Here is a 12,483-nt window from a genome sequence, read left to right as displayed (position 1 = left end):
GTGTCAACTACCTTAAACTAGGACATTCCGTAACGATTTGCTCCTTGAGGTTGCTCGCAATGCGCCTGCGGCTCAGAGATTCCCGGAGATCAGGACCAATATCCCGCACGAAGAGGATATCGCCTTCCGGCTTTTCCCCCCAAAAAACGTCGACAGGGCTGCGGGCGCCCTTCTGGAAAATGACATCGCAAAAATCATCATCCGTCAGGAAATCGGGAGCGTATTGAATCTCATGCTCGCGCCCCGTTTCAAGCTTGATGGCGCTACTAACGCGACGACCGTCCGAAAGCCATTTGTCGACGAAACCGTTGTTGCCGATGAGACCGGAACGAACAGGTGCATAATGAGAGAAAGCCTCTGATTGGCTGAAAAAGTAATTGGAATTAAAGATACAAAGCAGTCCGCCATCGAGAAGATTTTTGTTCAGCGCCGCTACATGGCTCTCAAACTCGGTAAAGGGGAAGATACTTTGAATTGTCGTTGCCTTTTTAGAAAGCGTGAAGCGACATAGAACGGACATAGCGAAGATGATGTCGAAAGGGCCAAACGCTGAAATCGCCTCAGAACTGCTTCGAAATATGGTTGCGTTCATTCGCGCGGCAGTCGCGAGTGCGGGCTCATTCACATCACATCCAAAAATTGCCGCGCACGGAAAATAGGCTTTGAGAGTTGCTATTTCCAAGCCGTGGGAACATCCAAAAGAAAGAATGCGAAGGTGCCTATCACCAAAATTGGCGCGAGCGTAGGCCTGCACTATTCTAAAGACTTCAGGATAACGGTTATATTCGGTAGCCGTTTCTCGTTGTGCCATTTCATCCCCCGATCTCCGCACGACGCATGCAGGTTAGAGATAGATTGGCGTCGAAGCTAGATTGGCGAATGAAGTGACCGGGTCTTCGAACATACGTTTAAAACGCCCGCTTCTTGATGCAGCTTGGGTCATGCATCAGAACCTCGCCCGATTCGGATAAAAGGAGCGCTCGCGAAGGAAGCTGCCAGTGCTAATCGCCAGCGAATCCTGTTGCTCGGCGATACGCGTATTGTAGGACATCATGGGAGTTCATCAGTCGTCAAGGTTATCCTACAAGAACTCGGCCGCAGAGGAATAACGGTTTCATCATTGGGCTCCGCAGGCTCCGGCTTTAATCTTGCGAGCGCAGGTTCAGTCGACGGCATGTAATAAATGCTGAAGGTGCGCTGCACGGCCGCAATATACACGCCTTGGGTATTGCTCGCGCGGCGCAGGAAGCACGCGAAATAGGCATACCTTGTTTCATCCTAAATGCTGCCGTCTACGAATGCCACCGTGATGTAGTTGCAGGACTTGAAGCGGCGACAGCCATATTCAGCCGTGAACGGCGCAGTCTTGCGCGAGCCCAGTCCTACGGCGCCACGGCATCTTTGTGCCCGGACGTAACATTTGCACTAGACGTAACGCATGCGCGGAGGTGGGGGCTTGGCGAGCGGGTGATCGTTACAGATTCTACACTTCGGTTCGCTAGCCGCATTCTCCACGGTTTCGCGCGAAGGACGGGTGTCCAATTCTTGCCGATGCGGTCACATCCACAATTGCCGCTTCTTTCAAGCCGCAGGGCAATGTATCGCACGCTTAAGTTCGAAGTCCGTCATGCAATTGGAAAACTAGTCTCCGGCGCCTACGCAGTGGATCGCTTTGGGTGCTCGGTCGAATCCTCCAGAAGCCTTCCTCGATGCGATCGCAGATAACGTCAGATACGTCGTATCGGGCCGATTTCATAGTATGTGCTTCTGCATGCGGCTCGGCGTGCCATTCATCGCGGTGCCTACGATCACGCATAAGGTGGAAGCTCTTCTTGAAGATGCTTCGCTTTCTCATAAGCTGATCGACCTCGACACGCTGAAATCGGTGTCCGGCCCGGACGCGCTTCATGCGCTTGGTGCATGGAGCAAAGCGGACGAGGCTCGCAGCCGAGACTATGTCGTCGAGGCGGAGAAGGCGGTCGCCGCCTGTTTCGATGAAGTTGCGGCGCGGGTTAAGGTAGCGCGTTACCACTAAAGCATCGCATGCCTGTGTTGCAGACGATGCTCTAGGTATTGTTGTATGAGACGAGAGAGTTGGAAAGGCCACCGAGGCCTTCCAACTCTTTGCTCTTGTCCAAGCTCTGGAGGACGTTCAGATCAGCGCTTCGAGAACTGGAACGACTTGCGAGCCTTGACCCGGCCGTACTTCTTGCGCTCGACGGTACGGCTGTCGCGCGTCAGGAAGCCTTGCTTTTTCAGAACGCCGCGAAGCTCGGGCTCGTAATAGGTCAGAGCCTTTGAGATGCCGTGCCGGACGGCGCCTGCTTGGCCGGAAAGCCCGCCGCCTACGACCGAAATACGGATGTCGTACTGCGTCGCGCGGTTGGCGATATTCAACGGCTGCTGCAGGAGCATTTGCAGCACCGGACGGGCAAAGTAGGCCTTGAAGTCTTTCTCGTTGACCGTGATGACGCCTTTACCGGGCTTCAGCCAGACGCGTGCGACGGCATCCTTGCGCTTGCCGGTCGCATAGGCGCGGCCGAGCTTATCGAGCTTCTGCGTGCGGACGGGCGCAGCCTCGGACGTTGCGCCCTTGACAGCCGCGAGATCGGCGAGGGTCTTGGTTTCGGTGGCCATGGATCTCAGACCCTCACATTCTTACGGTTGAGTTTTGCAACGTCGAGCTTTTCGGGATTCTGCGCCGTGTGCGGATGTTCACCGCCCTTGTAGACGCGGAGGTTGCGCATGAGCTGCCGATGCAGGGGGCCGCGCGCAAGCATGCGCTCAACGGCCTTTTCGACGATGCGTTCGGGATGCTTGCTCTCAAGGATCTGGCGCGGTGTGCGCTCCTTGATGCCGCCAGGATAGCCCGTGTGCTTGTAGTAGACCTTATCTTCGCGCTTGGCGCCGGTGAAGACGACCTTGTCAGCGTTGATGACGACGATGTTGTCCCCGCAGTCGACGTGCGGCGTGTAGATGGCTTTGTGTTTGCCTTTGAGGCGCGTCGCGATGAGAGCGGCGAGGCGGCCGACAACGAGCCCTTCGGCATCGATGAGGACCCACTTTTTCTCCACCGTGGCCGGCTTGGCGACATAGGTAGACATTGGAATTCAAGGCTCCTTGGCGGAATGAATGGCAAGAGACGGCGACACGCGTTGCCGACTGAAGCCGATCCGGGAAAGCGCGCGTGATACTGAATTCGTCACGTGATGGCAAGTTCAATTTTACATGCTTTGAAATCTTATTATTTTTCAGCATCTTATGGAGCACGGTATTATGATACCACGATAAGGTATTATATTACCGTGCTAATAATGGGTATTGAACGACCGTTTCCTTGGCCGAAAGCACCCTTGCCCCGCGTCGCGGGCCAATGTGGCCTCAGGCAACCTCAACCAGATAGCGCGGTGTTTCCCAGACGCGGATCGTCGGCTTGGCGCCCGCCTTTTTCGCAATGCGATCCCGAAGCCAGAGGGCGAGAATTTCGCTTGTCGGATTGTCAAGCCCGGGGATGTCATTCAAGCAACGATGGTCCAATTCATCGATGATCGGCTGAACAACGGCATCTAGCTCAGCATAGTCGAGGACAAAACCTCTCGCATCCAGGCCGCCGGCCACGGTGACATCGACACGGTAATTGTGACCATGAAGACGGCGGCATTTGTGTCCCTCGGGGACCTTCGGCAGGAAATGTGCGGCCTCGAATGAATAGGTCGCGGTCACGCGGACAATCTGGCCGCCAGTGTTTGTTGCGTCGTGAATAACGGTCACTTACCCTCCTTTAATCGGTGCTTCGAGAGCTGCCGAGTAGCGAAAGAATTTCATGTCCTTGCGCGGTTCCTTATGGGAGAGCGGAACGGCAATCACGAAGTTTTCGAATAACAGATCGGCGTTTTTCTGCCGCATCCAGGAGCGCCTGGCATTTCTCTCGGATCGCGATCGTCCTCGGCATGAGAATAGCCCGCAAAGTCAGAACGGAACTCGACTGGGCGCGGCATCAGCATTTTTCTTCGTCGTTTGTCTCACTATAACTATAAGCGGAAATTACCCGCGGGTTTGTCAAGGCAGTACTTCCCAAAGTTTCGGAGTCCCGCCATTTCGTTCGTGCAGTCCGGGAGAGGATTAATCTGCGCGCCTGTCGCTTTTCTTAATCTTGTCTTAGTCGCAGTGTCAGGTCGCCAGCCGGACGGACTTGTGGTCAAGGTGGGTTCAACGCGGAGAAAGACGATGCTGGTCTCAATGGCCAAGATGATGGGGCGTTTCGGAGTGGTTCTGGTCGGCTTGTGGGCTGGGCTCGCAACGGCCGGCGCGCAGCAGACACCTGCGCCGCCCGCCGCCGCTGCACAAGACGGGGCTGCGCCCAGTGCGGCCACTCCGGCTCCGCAGGACGACGTCAAGCAAATCAAGCTGACGGAGGAGCAGGTGAAGCGGTTCATCGCAGCGCAGGCGGATCTCGCTGCGATCGCGTCGAAGATTCAGGCCGCTGGCGACACGCCCGACCCGGCGCTGCAGACGGAGCTCGAGAGCATCGCGACGAAGCATGGGTTCGGCAATTTTGAGGAGCTCGATGACGTTGCTGCGAATATCTCGATCGTGATGGCGGGGCTCGATTCAAACACTGGTAATTTTGTCGATCCCGTCGAAGCGTTGAAAAAAGAGCGCGACGATGTTCAAAAAGATTCGAGCATTCCCGATGCCGACAAAAAGCAGCTTATGGATGAGCTGACGGAAGCCATCGGCACGACACCAAAGCTCGAATACAAGGAAAATATCGAGATTGTGAAGGCGCATAAGGCCGAGATCGAGAAGGCGTTGCAGTAGCATGCCGGTTGCGACACGTAACGCCGGGCGCTAAAATTGCGCGATGCAAGATAGCCTGCCTGATGACGCTTCGCTTCTCCTCGAGGAGGTCGAGCTTGGCGTTGTGCTGTTGACGCTCAATCGCCCCGATGCGCGCAACGCCTTGTCGCGGGCGCTGATCGCGGCAGTTCACCGCGAGATCGAGCGTCTGGGCCAAGATCCGAAGATCGCTGCGATCGTCGTCGCCGCCAATGGCAAGGTGTTTTCGTCCGGTCACGATCTCAAGGAACTGACCGCGCATCGTCCTGATACTGACGGCGGTCAAGCGTTCTTTCGCGAAACCATGCGGGCTTGCTCCAGCATGATGCAGGCGATCGTCGCTTGTCCGAAGCCGGTGATCGCGGCGGTCGAGGGGCGCGCGACCGCGGCAGGGTGTCAGCTCGTTGCGACGTGCGATCTCGCCGTCGCGTCGGAAGCCGCCGATTTTGCGACGCCAGGGGTCAACATCGGCCTTTTCTGCTCGACGCCGATGGTCGCCCTGTCACGCAATATATCTAGAAAGCGCGCGATGGAGATGCTGCTTCTCGGTGATGCGCTGTCGGCGGCCGAGGCCATGGCTTGCGGTCTCGTCAATCGTGTCGTTGCGCGTGGCAAAGCGCAGGCGGAAGCTGTCGGCATGGCGCGCAAAATTGCGGCGAAATCGAAGGCGACGGTTGCGATCGGCAAGGCGGCATTCTACCGGCAAGCAGATATGCCGCTCGATGAGGCCTATGCCTTCGCCAGCGAGGTCATGGTGCAAAACATGATGAAGCTCGATGCCGCCGAAGGAATTTGCGCTTTTATCGAGAAGCGTTCGCCAGACTGGAAGGATGCCTGACTTGGAGCCCCGCCTATCCTTCGTCACCCTCGGTGTCGAGGATGTCGGCCGCTCGCGCAAATTCTACGAAGCCCTGGGTTTCAGGGCGTCGGCAGCGAGCCAGCCGGAGGTCGCGTTCTTTGACGCTGGCGGCGTCGTTCTCGCCATCTTCGGCCGGGAGGCGCTTGCCGCGGACGCTTCCGTTGCGGCAGCCGGATCGGGATTTTCCGGCCTTGCCCTGGCGCATAACGTCAACTCGGAGCCAGACGTCGATCGGGCTCTTCGCGAGGCCGTTGCGGCGGGCGCGAAACTGTTGAAGCCCGGCCAGAGAGCTTTCTGGGGTGGCTATTCAGGTTATTTCGCCGACCCTGACGGACACGTCTGGGAAGTCGCTTACAATCCCTTCATGCCGCTCGATGAACATGGTCGTGTAACCCTCCCCGGGCCCGCAGCATGAGCATCGATGGACTGAGCGATACCGACATCCGTGCCATCCTCGGGCGTGTCAAGACGTTTGCCGTTGTCGGCGCGAGCGCCAAGCCGGACCGGCCGAGTCATCAGGTCATGGGGTTCCTGATCAAGTGCGGCTATCAGGTGCGGCCGGTCAATCCCGGCATCGCAGACAAAGCAATTCACGGGCAGAAGGTCTATGCGAGCCTCGCCGACGTCCCGGCGCCCGTCGACGTCATTGATGTTTTTCGCGCATCCGCCGCGGCGCTGCAGGTCGTGCGCGACGCGATCGCGGTCAGGGACAAGCTCGGTGCGAGCGTCATCTGGATGCAGCTTGGCGTCATCAATGAGCAGGCGGCGGCCGAGGCGCGGGCCGGGGGCTTCACGGTCGTGATGGATCGCTGTCCGAAGATCGAGATGTCGCGGCTCTCCGAGCATTAAACTCAAAATGGGATTTCGCCGGCCGACCTGCGGCATCCTGGCGTTATACTTTTACTTGGGGCTGTCGCCATTTATGCTCGCAAACCCATGTCCGACGGCGGCGGGCTGCTCCCCAGGGAACAGGATTTGACGCAGCGGCGGCAAGGCTTTGCTTTCCTGCGGGGAATGGAGCATATGCCTGTAAAGAATCCCCGGAGCAACTCAAAGATGAAGTCGGGTGCCTTGACGTCCGTGAAGCTGCCAGCAGACTGGTCGGTAGAGACTATTCTCCCGATCGAATTTCAAGGGCGCGAGCTGACGCTCGAAGCCCATGCCTACCAAGGTGAGACGGACGCGGAGCAGATCGTCGTGCTCGTCCATCGCGAGCCGAATGCGGCAAACGGTTCACCGCCGATTCCGGTCGTGCGCGTTCACTCCGGCTGCGTAACCGGCGATATCTTCCATTCGCTGCGCTGCGACTGTTATCAACAACTCCAGGCGGCGCTCAAAGTCATTACCGAGGTCCCGCTCGGGGTTATCGTTTACGTGCCCTATCACGAAGGGCGCGGCATCGGCCTTTTCAAGAAGATCCAGGCCTACGCGCTGCAGGACCGGGGTTTGGATACGGTCGAAGCCAATATCGAGGTCGGGGCGCCGATCGATAGCCGCGACTACAGCCTGGCGGCGCGCGTGCTGCACGATCTCGGCATGGCGGAGATCAAGCTTCTGTCGAACAATCCGGCGAAGGAGCAGGCATTGAAGTCCCACGGCATTCGTGTTGTCGAACGCCTGCCGCTCGTCATCAAACCGAACAAGTTCAATAAGCGCTACCTCGAAACGAAGCGCTCGCGCATGGCGCACAAGCTTTAGTCACGCCCTTGGGGCTTGGCTGGATGGGCGTTAACAGTCACGCCGTTGATGACGCGCGACGCCTTTGATCTGCTGAAGGGGTTGCATACTCGTTCTCATGACGATAGGCCGGGCCTTGGTTCAATGAGATGCTTTCCCAGCCGGTCAGGCCGGCGCTTTTCGCGATCGACGCCTTATGTCCGACGATTTTCCGCTTCGGCCGTTTCTGCCAGCCGATACGATGGCGCTGCGCGATCTTTTCGCGCAGAGCATCGAAGAATTGACAGTCGACGACTACGACGAGGACCAGCGGCTGGCCTGGGCGGCGAGTGCCGAGGATGCGGCCGAGTTCCGCGCCCGCCTTGGCGGGATGCTGACACTCGTCGTGCATCTTGACGGCGAATACCTCGGTTTCGGGTCTCTTAAGGACAATAAAACGATTGATATGCTTTATGTGCATCCGGATTTCGCGGGCGAGGGGGTTGGAACGGCGATTGCCGATGCTCTCGAAAAGATCGCCGGGGCACGTGGCGCGAAAGCGGTGATGGTCGATGCCAGCGATTCGTCGGTACCGTTTTTCGAGCGCCGGGGCTATACGGCAGTGCAGCGCAACTCCATGCCGCGCGATGACCAGTGGCTTTCCAACACGACCATGATAAAGCCGCTCGCAGACAGCAAATCGAAGGCGCCGGCGACGGCCAAACCGTCATGAGTAAAGAACGCCTCTATCTCTTCGACACGACGTTGCGCGACGGCGCGCAGACGACCGGCGTCGATTTCTCGCTTGAAGACAAGCGCCGCCTGATGCACGTGCTGGACGAACTTGGTGTCGATTATATCGAGGGCGGATACCCCGGCGCCAATGCGACCGACAGCGAGTTTTTTACCTCGCGGCCGGAGTTGAAGTCGGCGCGCTTTACTGCGTTCGGCATGACGAAGCGCGCCGGGCGCTCGGTCTCGAACGATCCAGGGCTGCAAGCCATTCTGCAATCGTCTGCGGACAGCATCTGCCTTGTCGCCAAGTCGTCCGATTATCAGGTACGGGTCGCGCTCGGCATCTCGAAGGAAGAAAATCTCGAGTGCGTGGAGCAGTCGGTCCGCGCTGTCGTCGAGACGCAGCGCGAGGCGATGATCGACTGCGAGCACTTCTTCGACGGCTATAAGAGCAATCGCGATTACGCGTTGGAGGTCGCGAAGACGGCCTTCCAGGCGGGCGCGCGTTGGGTGGTTCTCTGCGACACGAACGGCGGGACGCTGCCGCACGAAATCGAGCGCATCGTCGCCGATGTCGCGAAGCACGTGCCGGGCAAGAACCTCGGAATTCATACGCACAACGACACGGAGAACGCGGTTGCCAATACGCTGATGGCGGTGCGCGCCGGATGCCGGCAGATCCAGGGAACGCTCAATGGCCTCGGCGAGCGCTGCGGCAACGCCAATCTCACGTCGATCATTCCGACGCTGCTGCTGAAGAGCGAGTTTGCCGATGCGTTTGCGACCAGTGTCACGCCTGAAAAATTGCGGACCCTCACTCATGCCAGCCGCGTGCTCGATGAAGTTCTGAACGAAGCGCCAGACCGGCATGCCCCTTATGTGGGCGAGAGCGCCTTCGCGACAAAGGCTGGTATTCACGCGTCGGCGTTGATCAAGGCGCCGGAGACCTATGAGCACGTGCCGCCCGAAAGCGTCGGCAACGAACGGCGTATTCTGGTGTCGAAGCAGGGCGGCCGCTCGTCGTTGACGGCAGCGCTCGAGCGCTTCGGCCTGCCGTCCGACAAGGAAGATGCTCGTGTGCAGGCGCTTCTCGATGAAATCAAGTCACGTGAGGATCAAGGTTATTCCTACGAAGCGGCGGAAGCATCCTTCGAGCTTCTTGCACGCCGCTCGCTCGCCAGCGTGCCGCGCTTCTTTTCCGTCGATTCATTTCGCGTCACCGTCGAGCGCAATCGAGCGCTCAACGGTAGCGGCACACATGCTCAAGCTGTTGTGACAGTTTCAATTGCGGGCGAGCACGATCCGCTGGTTTCGGTCGGAGAAGGCAACGGCCCGGTCAACGCGCTCGACAAGGCGCTGCGCAGCGACCTCGGCCGCTATCAAAAGCATATCGATCACGTGGAACTCGTGGACTATAAGGTCCGCATTCTGACCCACACGCCGAACGGCGGCACCGATGCGGTGACGCGCGTGCTCGTCGAAAGCCACGACACCGAAACGGGTGAGCGCTGGACGACGGTCGGTGTCTCGACGAACATCATCGACGCGAGCTTCGAAGCGCTTCTCGACAGCATCAACTATAAGCTTCTGAAAGACAACGCGCGCGTCGCGTGACGGGATCGCTTAGAGGTGTCGTCAACTACATCCAGCTCTTACCGTCTTCTGCCCGGCAGCCGTTCGGAGGCAGAGCGTTTGTAAAAGTTTCATGCAGCTTATCGCAACCCCATTTTCTGATTGGCAAAGGCATCGCACTGTTTAGCTCCATGCCGGCCTCGTCGTAAGGGCTCGTCTTGTTGGTCACATACGAATACCAGCGTTGGCCGAACAAAATCACCCCGGCGATGATGACGATCAGAAAGGTGCGGGCCGCTCTATGCATGCGATGTCCTATTGCGCTCAGGGAACACTTTCCGTCGCCCAAGCATGTGTCAATGCCGGGATCATTTCGGGTGCGGCTAGGTGAGTGTCAACGGCGCGGTTGCGACGGTCGTGACGCCGTGATCATCCGTCCAGGCAAACTCGAAGACACCCGGTCCCGGCACGCGCATTCGGAATGAAACAAAGGGATTGGCTGAGATCCCGGTGCCGAACTCGGCGCGGAACACTTGCGCTTCACCATACTTTGCGACGAACGTATTGATGATGTCGCGCGGGATCAGTTTGCCGTACTTGTCGTGACGGTTGCCCGTTTCCATGACGTGCGTGATGAGCGTCTTGACCTCGATGACGTCGCCGATCTTGGCGCTGTCGGGTAGCTTGATGCGCGGATTTGCGGCCATGGCTTTTCCCTCAATCTCCGCAGCCGCCGATGGTCACCTTGACCATCGTCGTCGACATCAGCATCTGGCCGCTCGAGAGTTCGGCAAGGACGATGACATCTTGCGTTTTTGCGAGCCTCATCCGGCTCTGGACGCGCGCAATCGCGTTAATTGGCGAGAGATGAAACGTCGCGACGAGCGCGACCGGGTTCGCGGTCGAGACGAGATGTATGGCTTTGACGTAGTCGGCATCCGTCATCGGGCTATCGACGATCATCGTTATGGGCACGAAATTGCCGTTGTCGGCAAGTTCGGGGAGGTCGACAGTGATCTTGTTGGCGACAGGGGTTGCGCCCCGGGTGAGCTTCGCAAAGGTTTCCTCGAATTGTTTGCTGCGTTCGAGTGCTGGGGCATCGGCATCGGCGCGTCCGGCGATCAGCGACAGAAACCCGGCTGCCGCCGTCGCCGATATCAGAAACTGCCGGCGGTTGAGTCTCGAAATTTTTGCGAATTCTCGCATTGCAGCCGATTTTAGAAAAACATGTGTTTCAGAATATATAAGACACCCGGTTGCAGAAGTTCTAGTTATAAGGCGAGCAGCTTCCTGCCAAAAATGGGTCTCCAACGGCGGGCATCCCATAAAGTACCGTCATCGAAAATCGGACTGTCCCGGCGAATATCGAAAAGAGGTTGGCAAGATGTCCAAGATGACGCGCCGCGAATTTGCGCTACTGGCCGCGGGTGCGGTTGCGGCAACGTCAGATCTGCCGCGGCCGGCACTTTCCGCTGGGCCGGCGAAGGTCGTGATCATTGGAGGTGGTCCCGGTGGTGCGGCGGTTGCAAACAGACTCAGGACCGCGGACCCCGGCCTCGCCGTCACGCTCGTCGAGCCCAAGGAAAAGTATACGACGTGCTTTTATTCCAACCTCTATCTCGGAGGCTTTCGCTCGTTCAGGTCGATCACGTTCGACTATGAAGGCGTGAAGAAGCGTGGCATCAACGTCGTCACCGACACGGCGACTGCAATCGATACGACAGCCAAGACGGTAACGCTGGCGCACGGCTCGGTGCCGCTTGGCTACGACAGGCTCGTCGTTGCGCCCGGCATCGATCTCAAATTCGATAGCATCGAAGGCTATTCGCCCGAAGCCGCGAAAATCATGCCGCACGCCTGGCAGGGCGGCGAGCAGACGTGGATCCTGAAGGAAAAACTGCTGGCGCTGCAGGATGGTGGACTGGTCGTGATGTCGTCACCGCCTAATCCCTACCGCTGTCCTCCGGGTCCCTATGAGCGCGCCTGCATGATTGCGCATTTCCTCAAGACAACGAAGCCGAAGGCCAAGCTGATCCTCTTCGATGCGAAGAAAACGTTTTCGAAGCAGGCGGTCTTCGAGGAAGCATTCGAGGAATATTACAAGGACATCATCGAGATCAATCTGACGAACGAGATCGACGATTATTCTGTAGTCAAAGTCAACGCGCAGACCGGCGAAGTGACGACGAAATCGGGACGCACAGAGCGTGCTGCGCTCGCCAACATCGTTCCGGCGCAGAAAGCCGGGTCGATCGCGGCCAAGGCAGGGCTGACGGACGGCGATTGGTGTCCGGTCAACCCGCAGAACTTCACATCGACCAAGACCAAGGATGTTTACGTGCTGGGTGATGCGGCGATCGCCGCCGACATGCCAAAGTCGGCTTATTCCGCGGTCAGCCAGGCAGGCGTCGTCGCGGCGGATATTGTCGCCGATCTCTCCGGCAAGCCGCGGCCGCCGGGCAGATACCGCAACACATGCTGGTCGATGGTAGCGCCCGGCAACAGCGCCAAGATCGGCGGCGATTACTCCCCGGGCGAAAAGAACGGGAAGCCGTTTTTGCAGGGCAAGAATGAGTTTATCTCGAAGCCGGATGACAGTCCGGCTGTCCGGCAGGAGACCAACCAGGAGAGCCGCGACTGGTATCAGACGATCGTCGCCGATCTCTTCGGCGAAACACCGCAAATGGCGGGGCCATAGGCTTGCAGGTCCTTAAGGTTTTTCGCGCAGCATCTGGCCGGGAGGCCGCCGGCACGGTTTTGCGATTTGCAAGGTTAGCGGCTGTCGCTCAAACGTGATTAAATACAACCCGGTGTACCCAAAC

At 58.3% G+C, this 12,483-nt stretch carries 16 protein-coding genes; 9 read left to right on the top strand and 7 right to left on the bottom strand.

Annotated features, from left to right (window positions below; genetic code table 11):
- Positions 1–7: 7 nt before the first annotated feature.
- Complete coding sequence (locus HYPDE_RS08680) at positions 8–811, bottom strand: class I SAM-dependent methyltransferase (RefSeq protein WP_015598052.1); 804 nt, start codon at positions 809–811, stop codon at positions 8–10.
- An 861-nt stretch (positions 812–1,672) separates the two neighbouring features.
- On the opposite strand from HYPDE_RS08680, the gene HYPDE_RS19590 reads away from it, so the two are divergent.
- Positions 1,673–2,035 carry a polysaccharide pyruvyl transferase family protein gene (locus tag HYPDE_RS19590; RefSeq protein ID WP_015598051.1) on the top strand — a complete coding sequence of 121 codons (363 nt, stop codon included), beginning with the start codon at positions 1,673–1,675 and terminating at the stop codon, positions 2,033–2,035.
- Between the two features lie 122 nt (positions 2,036–2,157).
- Here HYPDE_RS19590 and rpsI read toward each other — a convergent pair whose 3' ends face one another.
- The 3 genes from rpsI to queD all read right to left on the bottom strand — a co-directional run bounded on the left by rpsI (position 2,158) and on the right by queD (position 3,771).
- Entirely contained in the window at positions 2,158–2,637 is a 480-nt protein-coding gene (rpsI, locus tag HYPDE_RS08670; protein WP_015598050.1) for a 30S ribosomal protein S9, read from the bottom strand.
- A 5-nt stretch (positions 2,638–2,642) separates the two neighbouring features.
- Positions 2,643–3,104 carry a 50S ribosomal protein L13 gene (rplM, locus tag HYPDE_RS08665; RefSeq protein ID WP_015598049.1) on the bottom strand — a complete coding sequence of 154 codons (462 nt, stop codon included), beginning with the start codon at positions 3,102–3,104 and terminating at the stop codon, positions 2,643–2,645.
- A 277-nt stretch (positions 3,105–3,381) separates the two neighbouring features.
- Complete coding sequence (gene queD, locus HYPDE_RS08660; RefSeq protein ID WP_015598048.1) at positions 3,382–3,771, bottom strand: 6-carboxytetrahydropterin synthase QueD; 390 nt, start codon at positions 3,769–3,771, stop codon at positions 3,382–3,384.
- A gap of 456 nt (positions 3,772–4,227) precedes the next feature.
- Here queD and HYPDE_RS08655 point away from each other — a divergent pair, with 456 nt between their 5' ends.
- The 7 genes from HYPDE_RS08655 to cimA all read left to right on the top strand — a co-directional run bounded on the left by HYPDE_RS08655 (position 4,228) and on the right by cimA (position 9,703).
- Positions 4,228–4,821, top strand: coding sequence for a hypothetical protein (locus HYPDE_RS08655; protein WP_041320221.1), 594 nt, complete (start codon positions 4,228–4,230; stop codon positions 4,819–4,821).
- Between the two features lie 43 nt (positions 4,822–4,864).
- Positions 4,865–5,677, top strand: coding sequence for an enoyl-CoA hydratase (locus HYPDE_RS08650; RefSeq protein ID WP_015598046.1), 813 nt, complete (start codon positions 4,865–4,867; stop codon positions 5,675–5,677).
- Positions 5,670–6,113, top strand: a complete 444-nt coding sequence (locus tag HYPDE_RS08645; RefSeq protein ID WP_015598045.1) for a VOC family protein — start codon at positions 5,670–5,672, stop codon at positions 6,111–6,113. Before HYPDE_RS08650 ends, HYPDE_RS08645 begins: the two co-directional genes overlap by 8 nt.
- Positions 6,110–6,547 (top strand): CoA-binding protein, encoded by a 438-nt coding sequence (locus HYPDE_RS08640; protein ID WP_015598044.1) that lies wholly within the window; start codon positions 6,110–6,112, stop codon positions 6,545–6,547. The genes HYPDE_RS08645 and HYPDE_RS08640 overlap by 4 nt, the downstream gene beginning before the upstream one ends.
- Before the next feature lie 207 nt (positions 6,548–6,754).
- Positions 6,755–7,396, top strand: a complete 642-nt coding sequence (locus tag HYPDE_RS08635; protein WP_041321047.1) for a GTP cyclohydrolase II — start codon at positions 6,755–6,757, stop codon at positions 7,394–7,396.
- A gap of 175 nt (positions 7,397–7,571) precedes the next feature.
- A complete protein-coding gene (locus HYPDE_RS08630; RefSeq protein WP_015598042.1) occupies positions 7,572–8,087 on the top strand; it encodes a GNAT family N-acetyltransferase in 516 nt (171 codons plus the stop codon).
- Complete coding sequence (cimA, locus tag HYPDE_RS08625) at positions 8,084–9,703, top strand: citramalate synthase (protein ID WP_015598041.1); 1,620 nt, start codon at positions 8,084–8,086, stop codon at positions 9,701–9,703. Before HYPDE_RS08630 ends, cimA begins: the two co-directional genes overlap by 4 nt.
- 25 nt (positions 9,704–9,728) lie before the next feature.
- Here cimA and HYPDE_RS08620 read toward each other — a convergent pair whose 3' ends face one another.
- From HYPDE_RS08620 to soxY, 3 genes are all read right to left on the bottom strand, one after another.
- Positions 9,729–9,968 (bottom strand): hypothetical protein, encoded by a 240-nt coding sequence (locus tag HYPDE_RS08620; RefSeq protein WP_015598040.1) that lies wholly within the window; start codon positions 9,966–9,968, stop codon positions 9,729–9,731.
- A 76-nt stretch (positions 9,969–10,044) separates the two neighbouring features.
- Positions 10,045–10,368 (bottom strand): thiosulfate oxidation carrier complex protein SoxZ, encoded by a 324-nt coding sequence (gene soxZ, locus HYPDE_RS08615; RefSeq protein ID WP_015598039.1) that lies wholly within the window; start codon positions 10,366–10,368, stop codon positions 10,045–10,047.
- A gap of 10 nt (positions 10,369–10,378) precedes the next feature.
- Positions 10,379–10,867 carry a thiosulfate oxidation carrier protein SoxY gene (gene soxY, locus HYPDE_RS08610; protein ID WP_015598038.1) on the bottom strand — a complete coding sequence of 163 codons (489 nt, stop codon included), beginning with the start codon at positions 10,865–10,867 and terminating at the stop codon, positions 10,379–10,381.
- A 178-nt stretch (positions 10,868–11,045) separates the two neighbouring features.
- On the opposite strand from soxY, the gene HYPDE_RS08605 reads away from it, so the two are divergent.
- The gene (locus tag HYPDE_RS08605) at positions 11,046–12,359 is read left to right on the top strand and encodes an NAD(P)/FAD-dependent oxidoreductase (protein ID WP_015598037.1); all 1,314 of its coding nucleotides are present in this window, start codon (positions 11,046–11,048) and stop codon (positions 12,357–12,359) included.
- The last annotated feature ends 124 nt before the right edge of the window (positions 12,360–12,483 follow it).

This window comes from Hyphomicrobium denitrificans 1NES1 (assembly GCF_000230975.2).
In the GTDB taxonomy this organism is placed as follows: Bacteria; Pseudomonadota; Alphaproteobacteria; order Rhizobiales; family Hyphomicrobiaceae; genus Hyphomicrobium_B; species Hyphomicrobium_B denitrificans_A.
Note: the sequence above shows the minus strand (reverse complement) of the source record. Positions and strands in the feature narration are given on the sequence as shown.

What these genes read in the sequence shown, in the direction of transcription:
- rplM (WP_015598049.1), bottom strand. Translation starts at nt 3,104, where the DNA reads ATGTCTACCTATGTCGCCAAGCCGGCCACGGTGGAGAAAAAGTGGGTC.
- HYPDE_RS08630 (WP_015598042.1), top strand. Translation starts at nt 7,572, where the DNA reads ATGTCCGACGATTTTCCGCTTCGGCCGTTTCTGCCAGCCGATACGATG.
- HYPDE_RS08655 (WP_041320221.1), top strand. Translation starts at nt 4,228, where the DNA reads ATGCTGGTCTCAATGGCCAAGATGATGGGGCGTTTCGGAGTGGTTCTG.
- cimA (WP_015598041.1), top strand. Translation starts at nt 8,084, where the DNA reads ATGAGTAAAGAACGCCTCTATCTCTTCGACACGACGTTGCGCGACGGC.
- rpsI (WP_015598050.1), bottom strand. Translation starts at nt 2,637, where the DNA reads ATGGCCACCGAAACCAAGACCCTCGCCGATCTCGCGGCTGTCAAGGGC.
- HYPDE_RS08640 (WP_015598044.1), top strand. Translation starts at nt 6,110, where the DNA reads ATGAGCATCGATGGACTGAGCGATACCGACATCCGTGCCATCCTCGGG.
- HYPDE_RS08635 (WP_041321047.1), top strand. Translation starts at nt 6,755, where the DNA reads ATGAAGTCGGGTGCCTTGACGTCCGTGAAGCTGCCAGCAGACTGGTCG.
- HYPDE_RS08620 (WP_015598040.1), bottom strand. Translation starts at nt 9,968, where the DNA reads ATGCATAGAGCGGCCCGCACCTTTCTGATCGTCATCATCGCCGGGGTG.
- HYPDE_RS08645 (WP_015598045.1), top strand. Translation starts at nt 5,670, where the DNA reads ATGCCTGACTTGGAGCCCCGCCTATCCTTCGTCACCCTCGGTGTCGAG.
- soxZ (WP_015598039.1), bottom strand. Translation starts at nt 10,368, where the DNA reads ATGGCCGCAAATCCGCGCATCAAGCTACCCGACAGCGCCAAGATCGGC.
- soxY (WP_015598038.1), bottom strand. Translation starts at nt 10,867, where the DNA reads ATGCGAGAATTCGCAAAAATTTCGAGACTCAACCGCCGGCAGTTTCTG.
- HYPDE_RS08605 (WP_015598037.1), top strand. Translation starts at nt 11,046, where the DNA reads ATGTCCAAGATGACGCGCCGCGAATTTGCGCTACTGGCCGCGGGTGCG.
- HYPDE_RS08680 (WP_015598052.1), bottom strand. Translation starts at nt 811, where the DNA reads ATGGCACAACGAGAAACGGCTACCGAATATAACCGTTATCCTGAAGTC.
- HYPDE_RS08650 (WP_015598046.1), top strand. Translation starts at nt 4,865, where the DNA reads ATGCAAGATAGCCTGCCTGATGACGCTTCGCTTCTCCTCGAGGAGGTC.